At 49.7% G+C, this 16303-nt stretch carries 13 protein-coding genes and 1 pseudogene; 10 read left to right on the top strand and 4 right to left on the bottom strand.

Features of this window, described 5'->3' with window-relative positions; translation table 11 throughout:
• Positions 1 to 82: 82 nt before the first annotated feature.
• A pseudogene (locus tag MJ768_RS02060) lies at positions 83 to 206 on the bottom strand (GDP-mannose 4,6-dehydratase); the annotation flags it as partial.
• Between the two features lie 91 nt (positions 207 to 297).
• On the opposite strand from MJ768_RS02060, the gene MJ768_RS02055 reads away from it, so the two are divergent.
• The 6 genes from MJ768_RS02055 (at position 298) to MJ768_RS02030 (ending at position 7296) form a co-directional block, all read left to right on the top strand.
• Positions 298 to 1743 carry a mannose-1-phosphate guanylyltransferase/mannose-6-phosphate isomerase gene (locus MJ768_RS02055; RefSeq protein WP_239287647.1) on the top strand — a complete coding sequence of 482 codons (1446 nt, stop codon included), beginning with the start codon at positions 298 to 300 and terminating at the stop codon, positions 1741 to 1743.
• A gap of 173 nt (positions 1744 to 1916) precedes the next feature.
• The gene (gene waaA, locus MJ768_RS02050; RefSeq protein WP_320415717.1) at positions 1917 to 3287 is read left to right on the top strand and encodes a lipid IV(A) 3-deoxy-D-manno-octulosonic acid transferase; all 1371 of its coding nucleotides are present in this window, start codon (positions 1917 to 1919) and stop codon (positions 3285 to 3287) included.
• Positions 3288 to 3326: 39 nt separating this feature from the next.
• Positions 3327 to 4394 (top strand): dTDP-glucose 4,6-dehydratase, encoded by a 1068-nt coding sequence (rfbB, locus tag MJ768_RS02045; protein WP_239287646.1) that lies wholly within the window; start codon positions 3327 to 3329, stop codon positions 4392 to 4394.
• Entirely contained in the window at positions 4391 to 5266 is an 876-nt protein-coding gene (rfbA, locus tag MJ768_RS02040; protein WP_239287645.1) for a glucose-1-phosphate thymidylyltransferase RfbA, read from the top strand. Before rfbB ends, rfbA begins: the two co-directional genes overlap by 4 nt.
• Positions 5267 to 5268: 2 nt before the next feature.
• Positions 5269 to 5817 (top strand): dTDP-4-dehydrorhamnose 3,5-epimerase, encoded by a 549-nt coding sequence (gene rfbC / locus MJ768_RS02035; protein WP_239287644.1) that lies wholly within the window; start codon positions 5269 to 5271, stop codon positions 5815 to 5817.
• Between the two features lie 225 nt (positions 5818 to 6042).
• Positions 6043 to 7296, top strand: coding sequence for a hypothetical protein (locus MJ768_RS02030; RefSeq protein WP_239287643.1), 1254 nt, complete (start codon positions 6043 to 6045; stop codon positions 7294 to 7296).
• Positions 7297 to 7730: 434 nt separating this feature from the next.
• On the opposite strand, the gene MJ768_RS02025 is transcribed toward MJ768_RS02030, so the two are convergent.
• Positions 7731 to 8048: a transposase gene (locus MJ768_RS02025; RefSeq protein WP_239287642.1), complete on the bottom strand. Its 318-nt coding sequence runs from the start codon at positions 8046 to 8048 to the stop codon at positions 7731 to 7733.
• Positions 8049 to 8471: 423 nt separating this feature from the next.
• Here MJ768_RS02025 and MJ768_RS02020 point away from each other — a divergent pair, with 423 nt between their 5' ends.
• The 4 genes from MJ768_RS02020 (at position 8472) to MJ768_RS02005 (ending at position 11481) form a co-directional block, all read left to right on the top strand.
• A complete protein-coding gene (locus MJ768_RS02020; RefSeq protein WP_239287641.1) occupies positions 8472 to 9347 on the top strand; it encodes a S8 family peptidase in 876 nt (291 codons plus the stop codon).
• A gap of 303 nt (positions 9348 to 9650) precedes the next feature.
• Complete coding sequence (locus MJ768_RS02015) at positions 9651 to 10601, top strand: cyanobactin maturation protease PatG family protein (RefSeq protein WP_239287640.1); 951 nt, start codon at positions 9651 to 9653, stop codon at positions 10599 to 10601.
• 27 nt (positions 10602 to 10628) lie between these two features.
• The gene (locus MJ768_RS02010; protein ID WP_239287638.1) at positions 10629 to 10991 is read left to right on the top strand and encodes a hypothetical protein; all 363 of its coding nucleotides are present in this window, start codon (positions 10629 to 10631) and stop codon (positions 10989 to 10991) included.
• Between the two features lie 142 nt (positions 10992 to 11133).
• The gene (locus MJ768_RS02005; protein ID WP_239287637.1) at positions 11134 to 11481 is read left to right on the top strand and encodes a hypothetical protein; all 348 of its coding nucleotides are present in this window, start codon (positions 11134 to 11136) and stop codon (positions 11479 to 11481) included.
• Between the two features lie 2005 nt (positions 11482 to 13486).
• Here the strand turns inward: MJ768_RS02005 and MJ768_RS02000 are convergent.
• Both MJ768_RS02000 and MJ768_RS01995 read right to left on the bottom strand, forming a co-directional pair.
• Positions 13487 to 15127, bottom strand: a complete 1641-nt coding sequence (locus tag MJ768_RS02000) for a phospholipase D-like domain-containing protein (RefSeq protein WP_239287636.1) — start codon at positions 15125 to 15127, stop codon at positions 13487 to 13489.
• Between the two features lie 9 nt (positions 15128 to 15136).
• Positions 15137 to 16213, bottom strand: coding sequence for a DUF2278 family protein (locus MJ768_RS01995; protein WP_239287635.1), 1077 nt, complete (start codon positions 16211 to 16213; stop codon positions 15137 to 15139).
• Positions 16214 to 16303: the final 90 nt, after the last annotated feature.

Below are 16303 nucleotides of genomic sequence, written 5' to 3'. Positions count from 1 at the left end.
TAACCTTGCGTTAACCCCAATACTTTCAGTGCATATCAATACTCATCTCTTCAGACCGCGGCATTCACAAGGTGATCGTATGGTCAGAATTAAACAAGAAGGCGCGGCGCTTGATGCCATGTACAACATAACCCTTATTCAGCAGGAAATCGGAAATGGGCATCGTTTTGTCCAGTGATGCCAGCAATCAGCGCTACTTCGTTCAATAATCAACTTTCATAATGATTGCAGTGCGCAAGATTTCCACTCCTTGGATACTGGATTGCGGATTATAATTCAAGCCGTGCATCTCAAGAAATGTTTGTCATCAACCTTTTGAAAGTCACTATGCTCTATCCCGTTATTTTGTCCGGGGGTTCTGGCACCCGTTTGTGGCCCTTGTCTCGCGTGGCATTACCCAAGCAGTTTTTGCCACTGATTTCCGAACACACATTATTTCAGGAAACATTGCTGCGCCTTAAAGACTTTCCCAGCATAGCTGCGCCATTAGTGATCTGTAACAACGAGCATCGCTTTCTCGTTGCCGAACAGTTGCGTGCCGTTAACATTAATCCATTAATGCAGGTACTTGAGCCATTAGGTCGCAATACTGCACCTGCAGTGGCGATTGCTGCACTCGCCGCACAAGCTAGAGATGCTCAGGCAATTTTGTTGGTGTTGCCTGCAGATCATCTAATTCAGGATATTGCAGGCTTTCATATGGCGATTCAAGCAGCATTCGCGTTGGCGCAACAAGATAAGTTGGTGACCTTCGGTATTACACCCAATGAAGCTGCTACAGGATTCGGCTACATTGAACGCGGTGCAATATTAGGACCCGGTGAACACAGCTTTGAGGTGGCGCGTTTTGTGGAAAAACCAGATTTGGATACGGCTAAACAGTTCGTGGCTTCAGGAAGATTTTTTTGGAACAGTGGCATGTTCGTGTTCAAGGCATCCGTTTACCTGAATGAGTTGCAACGCTACCGCCCGGACATTTACCAAGCTGCACAGCAAGCATGGCAACATAGCACTCACGATCTGGATTTTTGTCGTCTGGATGAAAAGGCTTTTGCCTCCTGCCCATCGGATTCTATCGATTATGCAGTGATGGAACATACTCAGGCGGCGGCCATGGTGACAGTGGACATCGGCTGGAGCGACATCGGTTCATGGTCATCACTCTACGACGTCAGCGCACAAGATGAGCAAGGCAATGCTTTGCGTGGCGATGTTTATACCGCGGAAACCACACAAACTTATGTTCGCGCCGAAAGTCGTATGGTGGCAACTATCGGAGTGCGTGACTTGATCATTGTGGAAACTGCTGATGCAGTATTGGTGATGCATAAGGACTTTGCCCAGGATGTAAAACATACCGTGGAATATCTTAAGCAGGCCGAACGCACCGAGCATCTGATTCACCGTCGTGTCTATCGCCCTTGGGGCTATTATGAAGGCATTGATATAGGCGAACGATTCCAGGCCAAGCGCATTATGGTGAAACCCGGTGCAAAATTGTCTTTGCAAAAGCACCATCGTCGCGCCGAGCATTGGGTTGTGGTTTCCGGTTATGCCAAAGTAACTCGCGGAGAGGATATCCTGCTGCTACAAGAGGATCAATCCACTTATATTCCTATTGGCATGAAACACCGTCTGGAAAATATCGGCACAGGATCGCTTTATCTGATTGAAGTCCAGTCTGGCTCTTATCTCGGCGAAGATGATATTGTGCGGTATGACGACGATTATAAACGTAGTTAATCCCCTTCCAGTTTTATTGGCTAATTCAAAAGTAGCAAAAAATTTATAACCAGAATATTTCATATTTGATATACGTTCTCGCTTGTCTTTGAATAATGTTGCAGAGCAAAAAATATTGCGCGCGGTCATCGCACGACACAAAAGATTCGGACTAAATTCGGCGTGTGAAGATTATGAATGCCGTTTGCACTAACTCCCTCATTCTTGATGACTCACCCGCACTTCTTGCTGGCCTGCCAAATCAACTTCGGTTGTATGATATTCGCTTATCTATGTTGAACCCTCGTCGGATTTATACTCTCTTGCTGTGGCTTTTTTTGCCATATATATTTTTCCATCTGCTCTGGCGTGCACACAAACAACGTGAGTACCTGCAGCATATTGGCGAACGTTTTGGGCGTTATTCTGCTCGCAGTGATAAGCCGTTGATCTGGCTGCATACCGTATCAGTTGGAGAAACACATGCAGCGGTCAGCTTGGTGCAACGTTTGCGGGAAAATTTCCCGCATCATCAACTTCTGCTTACACACACCACTCCGACCGGCCGCGCAGCTAGTGAACAGCTTTACGGCGGTGATGTTCTGCGGGTTTATTTGCCTTACGACTACCCATTTGCTGTCAAGCGCTTCTTACAACACTTTCGTCCGCGCATCGGAATCTTGATGGAAACTGAAATCTGGTTTAATCTGATCCACAGCTGCCACACTATGCAAATTCCCTTGCTGCTGCTTAATGCACGGTTATCCGAGAAATCTGCTGCACGTTATGCACGCTACCCGAATTTGACGCGACTGGGCTTGAACGAGCTGAGCGCTATTTCTGCGCAAAGCGAAGTCGATGCTGCACGCATGACTGGATTAGGTGCAAACAATGTATCTATCATGGGCAATCTGAAATTTGACATTCAACCACCATCGGCGATGCTGAAACTGGGTGCACAATTGCGCACCCAGTTTGGCAAAGACAGGAAGATTTTTCTGGCAGCCAGTACACGCGCCGGAGAAGAAATACTATTGCTATCCATGCTTAAGCAATTAGACATTCCCCATCTGCTAACCGTCATTGTGCCACGCCACCCACAACGCTTCGACGACGTAGCCGACATGCTCACCCAGCAAGGAATTCGCTTTCAGCGCAGAAGTGAAAACTGTCCGATTGCACCAGACACCCAAGTGGTATTGGGTGATAGTATGGGAGAGATGTTTGCCTATTATGCCGCCTGCGACCTTGCCTTCATTGGCGGCAGTTTACTGCCCTTTGGAGGACAAAACCTCATTGAGGCTTGCGCCGTAGGCAAGCCTGTGTTTATCGGTCCACACACGTACAATTTCGAGCAAGCCAGCCAGCTTGCTGTCGAATGCGGAGCAGCCGTGCGCATTCAGAATTCAGCCGACCTAGCGCAAAGTTTACAAAACTTGCTTGCCAACCCCGGTCAGCTGACAAAAATTGGCCAAGCCGGACTGCATTTTGTACGCACCCATCGTGGCGCAACAGAGCAAGCACTGCGGCATATAACCCATTTTCTTGATAACCACGTTCAGTAAAATAACGCAAAATAAAACGACATATCAATCCTCCAAACCATGAGTAAAATCCTTATTACCGGCGGTGCCGGGTTTATTGGCTCCGCGGTTATTCGCCAACTGATCACGGAAACCGACGCTACAGTCATAAACGTCGATAAGCTGACCTATGCCGGCAATTTACAGTCCTTGATATCGGTTGCAGACAACCCCCGCTACCGCTTCGAACATGTGGATATTTGTGATGCTGCTACAGTCGCGAGCCTATTTCATGAACATCAGCCGGATGCGGTGATGCATTTGGCTGCGGAATCGCATGTCGATCGATCTATCACCGGCCCGGCCGCCTTTATTGAAACCAATATTATCGGCACTTACACTCTCCTGAACGCAGCACGGGAATACTGGAGTGAGCTTTCTGCAGAACGAAAAAATACTTTTCGCTTCCACCATATTTCCACAGATGAGGTATATGGCAGCCTCGGTGAAACCGGTTTTTTTACCGAGAATACAGCTTACCAGCCAAACTCACCTTACTCGGCAAGCAAAGCGTCTTCAGATCATCTGGTGCGTGCTTGGTATCATACCTATGGCTTACCCGTGGTCACTACCAACTGCTCCAATAATTACGGCCCTTATCATTTCCCGGAGAAGCTCATTCCGTTGATCATCCTGAATGCGTGCAATGGTAAGCCGCTACCTATTTATGGCAAGGGCGACAACATCCGCGACTGGTTGTATGTGGACGATCATGCGCGTGCCTTGCGCTTGGTACTAGAGCGGGGCCGGGTGGGGGAAACCTACAATATCGGCGGCTGGAATGAAAAAACCAATTTGGAAGTGGTTCATGCGATTTGCGCTATTCTTGATGAGCTCCGCCCTCAAGGTGCGCCGCATGCATCCCTTATCACCTACGTACAGGACAGGCCCGGGCATGACCATCGCTACGCGATCGATGCCAGTAAAATCGCCCATGAACTGGGCTGGAAGCCGCTGGAAACTTTTGAAACCGGATTACGCAAGACAGTGCAATGGTATCTGACAAACACAGATTGGGTTGATGCCGTAATTAGTGGAGAATACCAGAATTGGATTCAACAAAATTACGGTGACAGGGAAACATCATGAAAGGCATCATACTCGCAGGTGGCTCCGGCACCCGACTTTACCCGGCTACCCGATCCATCTCCAAACAATTATTGCCCGTTTATGACAAACCAATGATTTATTATCCGCTGACCACGCTTATGCTGGCCGGCATTCAGGATATCCTGATCATCTCCACTCCGCAGGATATACCGCGTTTCGAACAGTTGTTAGGCGATGGCTCACAGTGGGGAATGAATTTCTCCTTTGCTATACAGCCTTCACCGGATGGGCTCGCGCAAGCCTTTATTATTGGCGAATCTTTTATCGGAAATGACTCCTGTTCGTTGGTGCTGGGGGATAACATTTTTTACGGCCACGACTTTGAAAAAAATCTTTCAGCCGCCAGAACCAAACTAGAGGGCGGCACGGTGTTTGCCTACCATGTCAATGACCCAGAACGGTACGGAGTAGTGGAGTTCGATACTGCGGGGCGTGCAATCAGTCTGGAAGAAAAGCCCAAAAGACCCAAGTCCAATTATGCCGTGACGGGACTCTATTTTTACGACAACAACGTTATTGAGATTGCCAAATCCGTTAAGCCTTCTGCACGTGGTGAATTAGAAATTACCACTGTCAATCAGATTTACCTCGATAGCGGAAAACTGGATGTGCAGGTTATGGGGCGTGGCTATGCGTGGTTGGATACTGGTACGCATGATTCGTTGCTGGAAGCATCACTGTTTATTCAGACACTAGAGAAGCGTCAAGGCTTGAAGATTGCCTGCCCGGAAGAGGTTGCATATCGCCGAGGTTACATTACGATAGAGCAAATGGAACGGTTGGCAGAGCCACTGGCAAAGAATGGTTATGGCCGGTATCTGCTTGACATTCTAAAAGAGAAAGTTTATTAAATATGCACGTTATTCAAACTGCAATAGCCGACCTTTTAATTATAGAACCCAAAGTGTTCGGTGATGCCCGTGGGTTTTTTTTCGAGAGTTTCAATCAAAAAGTCTTTGAGAGTATCACAGGACTATCCGTCAGCTTCGTCCAGGATAACCACTCCCGATCGGCTCAGCATGTGCTGCGTGGACTGCATTATCAAATCAAACAACCACAGGGCAAGTTGGTTCGTGTGGTGGCAGGAGAAGTATTTGATGTGGCAGTGGATATTCGTAAATCATCACCCACTTTCGGTTTATGGGCGGGTGTCGTTCTTTCTGCCGAAAACAAACGGATGCTATGGGTGCCGGAAGGGTTTGCCCACGGCTTCGTCGTGCTTAGCGAATATGCAGAATTTCTCTATAAAACAACCAATTATTGGGCACCTGAATATGAGCGTTCTATCCTATGGAACGATCCCGACTTGGCTATTGATTGGCATCTTGACCAGAACGCTCCTATTTTGTCCAAAAAAGACCAAGAGGGCTCGCTTTTTGCCAGGGCTGAATTGTTCCCATAAAAATTTTTTGTGGTGGGCAAGAATAGCCACAGTGACAACGAGTTGACCGCTATCCAGACAAGCGCGATCCCTTTATTTAAATCTGCATAATAATGTCCAAAAATACAATGAATTGAGCTGGGTAGCCAGGTTTTTTGATTTGCTTAATATTTTCATGTTTTTTAAGTTAATCAAGTATAATAACGAGTTGTTATAGTAAAAAATCCACAAAAAGGAAGGCAAATAATGTCTATAAATCGTGTTACTTTCTTCCCAGTCGGCAATGGAGATACCACCTTAATCGAAGCGAATGATAAAACGATACTTACTGATATCAATTATCGTTGCGAACGATATACAGATCGCTTTAGAACTTCCATTGATGTTAACGGTAATATAGGAAACGCCGCCACTCTTGGGCATGAGGAGGCGTCAAAACCGTTTCAGTGGATCTACTACGACTTTGCTCTTGATCTTCAATATGCTTGTTATCAATCCAGTTATCGGAGTAATCGAGAGTATCGATTGTCGCTCTTGGTTTTGACTCACCCAGATAAAAACAACCTGACCGGTTTTGACAAACTTTTTTATCGCGGTGACCCTGCTGAATTCGAGGATCGGCCAAGAGAAGATGATAAATTGATTCTTATTGAGGAGATGTGGATCAACCCTTGTTTTACAGACTCCAAATATGAGACTGATGAATCTAAACCAGTATTTCAGGAGATTAAACGTAGGCTGAATCTTCAAGGCAGTAAGGGTTCAGAATTGAATGGCAATAGAATTAGCATACTGGAAGCAACGTCGTCATCATCCGGTTTAGTAAAAACCTTTTCTCGAAATATTGAAGCGTATGTTCTTTCTCCTGTCCAAAAAGAAGGCGAAATGTCCAAAGCCATATCGGGTGAAGATCAACGTGACGTTAATGACAGTAGCTTAGTCATACGTTGGACAGTTAAAGTTTTTGGTGGGACGAATCGCATTATGTTAGGAGGCGATGCGACGGTCGAGGTTTGGGATCGTATTTGGCAGAATTATCAAAACAATACCGACAAGCTCAGTTGGAATATCTTGCTTGCACCACATCACTGTTCTATTGATGCTATGGCGCGAAAAAATCAGGGGGGCAAGTATGAGTATTCCGAGAATGCACTTAACGCACTGGGCCAAGTGGAAGGTGATGGTTTCGTTGTAGCAAGTAGCAAAGAGATCAAGCACAATGATGACTTGCTGCCTAGCTGGGAAGCCAAGCAAAAATATCTTGGAATATTGAAAGATGCGGATGAAGCTCGGTTCTTAAACCCTGATACTCGAGCGAACGCACCTTTACTTTACTCACCACTTCAGGATGATAAACCTGAGCCAGTAGTATTCACCTTGACCAAGGAGGGGCCTTCTCTCGATGAGCCCGCACCTGCTTCACCGCATACACCTAACAAGATAGTGCCGGTTGAAACTGGCAATGACGAATTCGGTTATAAATGGAATATGAAAGTGTAAAGTGCCTCTTTCCTCAGTCCAGACAATAATTAAGTTGAATTCAGTGGGGGTGGCCGATCAACAAATGGTGCGATGGTATTTAGTCCCTTAAGTCTGAACGGTACTTTTCGCTACAGCTAAATGGCGGTGCTAAAATTTTTCAAGAAAGACATCATCTCCCATGGAACATAGCTTCACTGGGGATGATGTCTCTCACGTGCTGATACTTATCCGCAATCTTCGCACCACCGGGTGCTGTATGGTACATCACACCAGTGTTTTTTGTTCCAGCGATTGATGCAGCTGTTCGCCATTGCAAAACAAAAAGTATTGTGTCAAACCACACTGGGGTATAACGTATTACCCGAATCCATTAGCCGATTTTCACCTGAACGGGCAGCACAGGCGGATGCCCGTGCGTTAGCCCATAATCCCTCGAGCCAAGCTCTTCACCGTCATGAGACGGCAAGCAACAATTTGTTTTGATTCGGATCATGATGCCAGAATGCACTTACTGCCAATACCTGTTGGTGCAGCGTCGTTAGCATAAGCTGTATCTTGGCGCGCACCACCACCGCCTGCCGGAACGTACTCATCAGATTGTAGGCCAGCATGGCAAAACCCTGTGCAGCTTCTGTAGCGTAGAAACTATACAGATTGAAACTGTCCAACCCAAAGTCTTCTTTCAATTCCTTGATGCGATTCTCGCAGTCCGCACGACCCCGATAGTTGTGCCATACTTCCGCCGCCGGCAGGCTTAGACTAGTCACCATCGCACCATAACGCCAGCCTTGAATGTCTGGATCGTCAGCAAACTGAGCCGGCGTTACCCGGCGTGTTCTTGCATTTGACCGTCTGCCGCACTACGCGATAAGTCCTGTGTCCCATCCGTCGGCCTGATAGATGATAACCATGCATCACAAGAATCCGAATCCACTCGTCTGGACCGACAAGGCTAATGACATTCTTCAATAAGTCATCCGCGCCAACTACCGCTTAAATTCCATGAAGAACGCCCGCCTCTCTGTGCGATAACGCACAGACATCGGTCGGATAAAATATTTAATGTTCGACCATGAAGCAAGGTTGCGATGTATGCGCAGAAGCCGTGCTGCAATCGCCTGTACTTGAAAAGAGCATATGCCATCTAAAACCAAATAATAATTTGTTAGGCAGAACAACGAGTGTAAAATTTTATGGATCCTTTGAACTTAGTCAAGCTCACAGCGTTGATGGAGCGCACCAGCGGTAGCCCTGAAGTGAAGATCGGGCTTATCGACGGGCCTGTCGCTACCCAACATCCTGATCTGGCGAGCGAATTCCTCCGCGAGATTCCCGGAAATAATGGCGCTACGTGCACGCATGCCAACAGCACAGCGTGCCTGCATGGGACCTTTGTAGCCGGCATTTTGTCCGCAAAGCGCAATTCCCCCGCCCCCGCCATTTGTCCCAACTGCACTCTCTTGGTTCGCCCCATTTTTGCCGAGATGACTTTGGGACGCGAACACATGCCGAGTGCGACGCCGAAGGAGCTTGCAGCGGCGATCATCGAATGCATCGACGCCGGCGCGCGCGTCATCAACTTGAGCCTCGCCCTTGCGCAACCTTCCACCAAAGGAGAGCAGTCCTTGGAAGAAGCGCTCAATCAGGCCGTCAGGCGTGGGGTGATCGTTGCTGCGGCGGCGGGCAATCAAGGCACCCTAGGCAGTTCCGCCATCACTCGCCATCCGTGGGTCATTCCTGTGGTGTCCTGTGACCTTCGAGGCAGACCGATGAACGAGTCGAATCTGGGAAGTTCGATTGGCAGGCGGGGCTTAAGCGCGCCCGGTGATGCCATCACCAGTCTCGGCGGTGAAGGCCAATCGCTAACCTTTGGAGGCACGAGCGTGGCTGTGCCATTTGTGACTGGAGCGATTGCGCTATTGTGGTCGGAATTTCCTTCTGCGACCGCGGCACAAATCAAACTTGCCGTCACCCAAGCTTCCACACCGCGGCGAGCCTCGGTAGTTCCGCCTTTGCTGGACGCTGCAGCGGCCTACCAAATCCTGTTAATAACGAATGCGGGGAGATGAATAGCCATGTCAAATGTAAGCGAAGACAATGATTCCCCAGACCAGAGCGAACACCCGCCTCGCCGAATGCGCCTGCCTGGATTTATCACTGTTGAGGAAATCGGGCTTGGTGATGTAATTAAACGAGCGACCTCCTATTTTGGGATACAACCCTGCGGAGGCTGTGAACAGCGAGCCGCCGCGCTCAATCGCAGGATGGTTTTTTCGAATCGACAATCGAAGTAGGGGAATCGCCTTTTTAGCGATCGACAATATTTGTTAAGCACGGTTTAAATTTACTACTAGCCCAAGGAGAAAACGATTATGAATGAACAAACTGAATCGATAGAACAGTCGATGGACAGCAGGCAGGTCAAGAAAAATGATGGGGGAATTGCCTCTGTCTCGACTTATCCCGAGGCCCGTACAACTTCGACGATCGCTCCGCAGGGCGGAACCTGCGGCTGCGCAGGGGCTGCCAGTTTGAGTCCCAATGGTACCGGGATGGTGCCTTATGTATATGCCATCGGCCGGGTCGAAGCGCGCTTCCCGAATCTCGCCGTGGAAAAGGAGTTCGCCCAAGCGACCGGGCGGACAGAAACTGTCGGAAAAACCGATCAACAGACCTTCCACACCGTTCTGTCCAAGCGCGAGAACCGCTACCTGGTGCGCCAACTGTGCTGGGTTCTGAGCATCCAGGGGCTGGAAACCTATCTGCTGCAACCACGCGATCCGGCCGATATTGATCTGCTGGTGGAGGCCATCCGTCCTGCCCCCAGCCCCAATGATATCGATGTCGTCATCGGCCTGCGCGGACCTATCTCCCCGCCGGAAATGTGCAATGGGCTAATGATTCCCATCGTTGCATTCGACCAAATTTATTCCTTCAACCGCGATGCACTCATCAAGGCCATCCCAAAGCCGGAAAAGACCACGGCCGCGCAATTCGGCCCGGCAGCCGAGGAGCTGTTCAACAGGATCATGCAGCTGACGGACAACGCCGGCGCGACCGACGAGCACCGCGTCCTGAACTACTTGGCCATGCGCTATCCGGCTATTTATGCCAAGGCAGCCGAGGAGTTTGGGCGGGACTTTTCGTTGACAGGAGTGGAAGTGCGGCCCTCGCCCTTGAGCAGCACGCGTAACATCGTCGATGTCATCTTCGCTTACACCAATCGCAACACCGATTTCACCGAGAAGTTCTTTGTGCGCTGCGATGTGACCGAGGAATTTCCATTCCTCGTCGCCAAGATGTCACCGTACTTTGACCGTTAAACATGAAAATACTAGGAGGCAACTAAAATGAATATGCCAGGATTTACAGCACAAGCTTCTCTCTACAGGACGAATAACCGCTACTGTTCTCTCGGACAACAGGGTGAACTGCAAAGCACTGCCGTTATCTCTCAACTCGGAGGCCGGGATTTCAAGGGCTTCGCGGGTTGCCAGAATGACTGCCTGGAAGCACACCCTGAATTGACACGTAACCAGTGCGCACAACGTTGTCGCGACCCCTTCGCAGGTGTTGATCTGAGTACACCACGCAATTCGTTCAACGACTTTCTGTCGAGCACAGGTATAGACTTTTGGGAAGGAGGGTGCAGTGCTTTAGTTAATCCGTGGCTTTGTCGCCAGGTAGCAGATGAAATGCGGCGACAGAGTTAGCCAAGACGATCGTCCATTCCCAAGCCCGCGTAGGTTGGACTAGGCAAAGCGGTAATCCAAACGGAAGTTGCTGTCTGTTTAAAATCAATGTCTTGAGGAATAATAAACTATGAACATTAACTCAACCAAAGAGGCAAGTTAAATGAATATTCCAGGATTTACTGCAGAGAATTCGATTTACAACACTGTTAGTCATTTCCAGTCTGAAGCAGCTCGAAGTTTCGGCAGTGGAAAAAATGACAACCAAGTGTACATGCAGAAGCCGAATAGCGAGAACACACCCGGCGGCAAATGTTATGGACGGATCTCCGGCACCGTTATTAGTGGTACTTACGACTCAATGGGGCGTTGCTGCACCGCTCCTTCGCCAAACAGCTTTCCAGTTTGCATAGATTGTGATTACCCCAACAAATGCTATGACAGGGCCGTGAAATCTAGAATTTTAGATACTGTTGGCAATTTCCAGAGCGGCCTTTTTTCTCTAGTGTAATTGCCAACCGTTCTGGCTGTAGGATGAAGAACGGCCACCAGCGCCAATACCTTCGGTGCTTACGGCTGTTCGGCGGGTGAGCTGCAGGGTAATTTCGCGCTAGCAATCCACCATAACACAGCGCGCAGGTTGGGGCGAGGCAACGAACCCCAACACTTGATACCACCGTATTGTTTGGATTCTGAGGACATCCCAACTGCGGGTTATGACCGTTGAACCTAACCAACCAAAAGGAGATATGAAATGAACATTATGAATATGCCTGGATTTACTGCAGAGGTAAGTATCTACCAATCGACCGCGACTTACTTAACCGGCTTTATTGGTAGCTCTGCCGATAGTGTCGCAGTTGTCCAACCTCAGTTTCGTAGTCGGGTGCGACGCCAGTGCGGACCTTGTGTGAACGGGACGCGCGAGTGTTTCTTGTGGGGATATGAATGTACGGTCGTAGAGGGAGCACCGGGGAGTTCAGAGCTAGGGATTCCGCCAGGTCAGGGTCACGTACGTTGCGAACCTGAAATCTTTAGGGAGTGGGAACAGAGCTGTTAAGGCTGACTCGATCCGGAAGGTGCATCGTGACTCCTCGTTCAACTAGTGTTTTTGTGCTAGTGGATTTGGTTGAGGGGTTTCCGTTATTATTTGACATAAAAAGGAGATTTAGATCATGAACTTACCTCAATTTAATGCGGAATCATCGCTTGGCCCATCCATAGGGAGATATCGAGGGAATGCTTGTTTCAGCAATTCAAATATGGTTGAAGTTTTGCCCATGCTGGGCTTCCGGTCAAGAATCTCGGGGCGCGAAATGGACTCCTCAGTACGATGGCAAGAGCTTACGGGTGGAGCAATGTTCGCGCGCGGTGGTTCTGGTTCTGGCTCAGGCTCAGGTTCAAAAAAGTGCAACTACGTTCCCATAATAGAGTGCCATCGCCCCCCAAGTGATGGAACTCCTTATCCTGCTGACCCAGGCTGGATATGTGAAGTGAATCAGATAGAAGTGTGTTGGTATCCAGTGTAGCCAGGGAGTGGAGTCAGGGCAATGTGTGTGCCCGGATAACGTTGAGCTGCATTCGGGCCACATGCCATAACTGTTAAACCTGAAAACGATTAGGAGGTTCGAAATGAACGTGCCCGGATTTAATGCAGAATCATCGCTTGGCCCAACCATGGGCATATACCGAGGGAAGGCCGATTTCGGCAGATTTCCTTCAGAAGGCAGCGGAGTTGTACCGCAACTTCGTTTCCAGCCGGAGGGAGCCGCCTGCTACTGGAGATGCAGGGGAAATGGGGTAGACGATCTCACATGCCGTTTCTTTTGCGGGCTTCGTCCCTTCACAATCGGTGGCCTCCTGATAGCAGAACGAGCATAGGATGCGCTGAAGTACAAAGCGCATCCATCGCGATTGATGCGGTTCTCATAGCGGCTGTACGGCCGGTAAATTGGGTGGATTTGCTTTAGTTAGGGTGGGCACATACTTTTCATGCCCACGCAAAATGAGTGTCGCTATCTACGATGGACGCGCGGAACACCGCAAATGCCGAAAATGACGGACAAAAAAGCGTTGCCCGCCCAGGCTAATACATGAATATTATAAAGTTGCTAACCTACGGTCTAACCAACCGAATGAAAGAGGAGACTAAAATGAATACGACGAGAATGCCGGGCTTTTCAGCGGAAGCTTCGTTTTATGAGAGTAGCGTGCACTACCAAGCAGGTGCTATATTGGCTGGTCTCGAACAAGGGGGAAAAGGAATGATACACCCCGCCATGAGAGCCATCGGTTGTGGTTGCTTCAACAGCATGAAAGGCAGGACATGCTGCTGCTGGGGTTTGGGTGTTGCAAGCTGTTGTATTGCTGGTGGATCTTGTGAGACCTTTTCCATCTGATGGGATGTACCGGTAGGGTGGGCACATGCCCACCCGCGTCCAGCCGAACTGGCGCGTGAGCTGTCATGCTGATCATTTGCTTTTAAAGAAATTCCCTAATGGTTTCGCGGCCACGTACTAGCTGGTTGCGCCGGAAAACAATACTCTTTGCCGTGATTGTTCAGTGTTACCGAAATAAATATTCCGCCAGGTATCGTCCGCCTTCAAAAACTGCGGTTTCACGTCGGGATTGCCTTGATTCTTTGCCGCCCATTCACGAAATGCATAGTGGTTCCAGAGACGGAAAAACTCCGTCAGATAGATGTCTGCCACAGTCGTGTTGCCTTGAATTACCAGCATGTTCTCGTCGTTGGCATTGGTCGACGCATCCGAGAAATTCGCCGATCCTGAGATCACAATTGGATTCGATCCCAACGGATCGACCAGCATGAACTTCGTATGAATATACGGCACATGCGAATTCAATCCACTCAATCCCTCCTTCAGCCACTTATCAAAACTATTTACGCGAATCATGCTGCCGATAGCGAAGCGATTAAAGGGCAGCTTCCGCAGCCGTAACACCTCCGCTTCTGGTTCGGGCCGATTGCCGTCATTATCGAGCAAGGCATAACGCAACCCGCCAAAGGGCGTATCAAATACGGGGACAAAGGCCTTGTTGATGCCGAAAGCAAAGGCCATGCAAAGCATCGATTGCGCGGCGGCCGCCTGTTCGGCATACCATGAGAGCAGTTTCACACCAGAGCGGGGGCTGAATAACGCGCTCGTTGCATGCCCTGGCGAGCTGCCAGGGGCGGGCGTCCGCGTCAGCGCTTCCACATCGGGGCGCAACAAGGAAAAACCAGGGTCGGCCGCAAGCAAGTTCCAGTAATCATGATAGCTGCTTGCAATGTCCATATCGTTCACTACGTGCCCGACATTCGAATGTCCGAAGATGCCGCCATCAGTGATATTCGTCGAGCCCGTCCAAACCGCCTGCGGCTGGCTACCCTTTAACAGCACGATAAATTTATTGTGTGCGATGGCGCTCGGATTTGCGGTCCGCTTCCTGCATAGACTGTCGATACCCGCGTTAAGCACGGCTGCATCATTGAGCGCTGAAACTTTTTCGTCACGGCCGTCGTATATGATGCTTACATCAGCGCCGCGATCCTTGGCCGATTTCAAAGCTTTTAAAACAGTTTCGTTGGTGAACTGATAAGCGGCCACGCGCAACTTCCATTGACTGTTCTTCGCACGCAGCAGAAACTCGAGCAGCGCTTCCATTAAACCGCGCGAAAGCCAATCGAAAGCTGGTTTACCCACCGCCTCGGGACTCTTGTTTTTGAAGCGGCGTGCGTACTCCTGGCTGGCGGCGGCGCCGCGATTGAACCACACTTCGTGCAGGCCGTTGTCTTCCTTTTCGGTTTGCACGCGCACCTCGATCTCATCATCTTCGATCAGGCTCCTGGGCGAACCCTTCAGCGCCACTACGCGGTAGGTATAATCGTGCCCCGGCTTGGCCGTGAAGTCGGACCAAGTGAAACCCTGCACCGGGTGGGAACGTAACGAAGCTTTGTCCGTACCTGGATCGGTTTCGGCAAATACCTTTACTCCCTCCAGCCAATAGGCCTCGTCCTCGGTATGGTCCGTGCGATGAACGGCAAACCCCAGCACGTGGCGCGAATCGGCTTTCGTCATGCTCCAGCCAAGCAGCACCACATGCGTACCCGCGACCGCCTGTACCGTCAATTTGCCAAGCTGCTTGGTAATGCGCATGACACACTCCTAAAAGACAATTGTCCAGTCGGGTTGGTTGGCTTGTTCCCTGGTGTAGGAAACACCATGCACCTTCAAGTCGTTTTGGTTCAGCAGGGTGATGATGCCCCCCTTGTTAGACAAGACCATGGGTGATTGCACATCGACGCGCAGCATGGCGCCAGCGTCGAGAGTGCCGCTCAAGGGCATTTTCGCTTTCTGCTTATCGGCCATATGCCAGCCAGCCAGCGAGACAGCGCGGTCACTTGCATTCAGTATGTAAACCCACTCCATTTCTGGCGAAGCCTTCGAATTAACCATCGCCGCGACAATGCGGACCAAGCCATCGGGTGCTGTATCTGTCGGTTGCGGCACAATCGGATCGGGATTCACTGGTTCGCCATCGTCCGGGCCACTTAATGTGTGTCCCGTGACATCGCTGGTGTGCCAGCTTTGAGACTGGAACTTCAGAAAGACGGCCGTCCACTGTTGTTGGTTGGGAAATTGAAACAACAGGCCACCATCCTGCCATACACCGTCGTCCTGTATGAAGCTGCCCACATTGCCCTGGTTCATGTGAATGTCGTGAATGCCATTGCCGGGCACGAAGCCGAAGTACTTATCCGCCTTGTTGTTTTCCGGTCCCCAGCGTTCGCCGAAAGCATAAACCAGCGCCTCCTCATCAGCCATTGCACGCTGCACAATCTGATCAAGCTTCTCGTTCAGATCGTTATCAGGGCCGGGCAGAGAGTGTGGAAGCGGCGTCATCATTCCCGGCTGCATCAGGTTGCCTCGGATCAGGTCAAGCGCGCCTGAGGCGGGACTTGGCGCAAGCGGGCTGAAGCCACTTGGCAAAACGGCGACAACGGATGTGAGCGGATGCACAAAATGCGACTTGACATAGTACATCAGCTCCGAAGGAGCCAATTGCGATTTCACATTGATTGCAATACGGTAATTAGTACCAATCTCATCCACAATGTGGACTTGGTAGTGCGGTGAAGACCCTGAACCCAAACGACGGGAAATGGCCCTACCTTTCAAAACGCCGTAAGCCTTGAGTGGCATGTTGCCTCCGAAATAAATATTTTCAGAAAAATAGGACAATGACGCTAAGTACGAAATCCCATAAGAAGACTCTTAAGGGCGCCTCTAAAAATTCAAGTTTCTAGGCAAGACAAGGCACGAGTAAAAAAT

Origin of the sequence: Candidatus Nitrotoga sp. 1052, assembly GCF_927312905.1 — a bacterium.
GTDB lineage: Bacteria > Pseudomonadota > Gammaproteobacteria > Burkholderiales > Gallionellaceae > Nitrotoga.
Note: the sequence above shows the minus strand (reverse complement) of the source record. Positions and strands in the feature narration are given on the sequence as shown.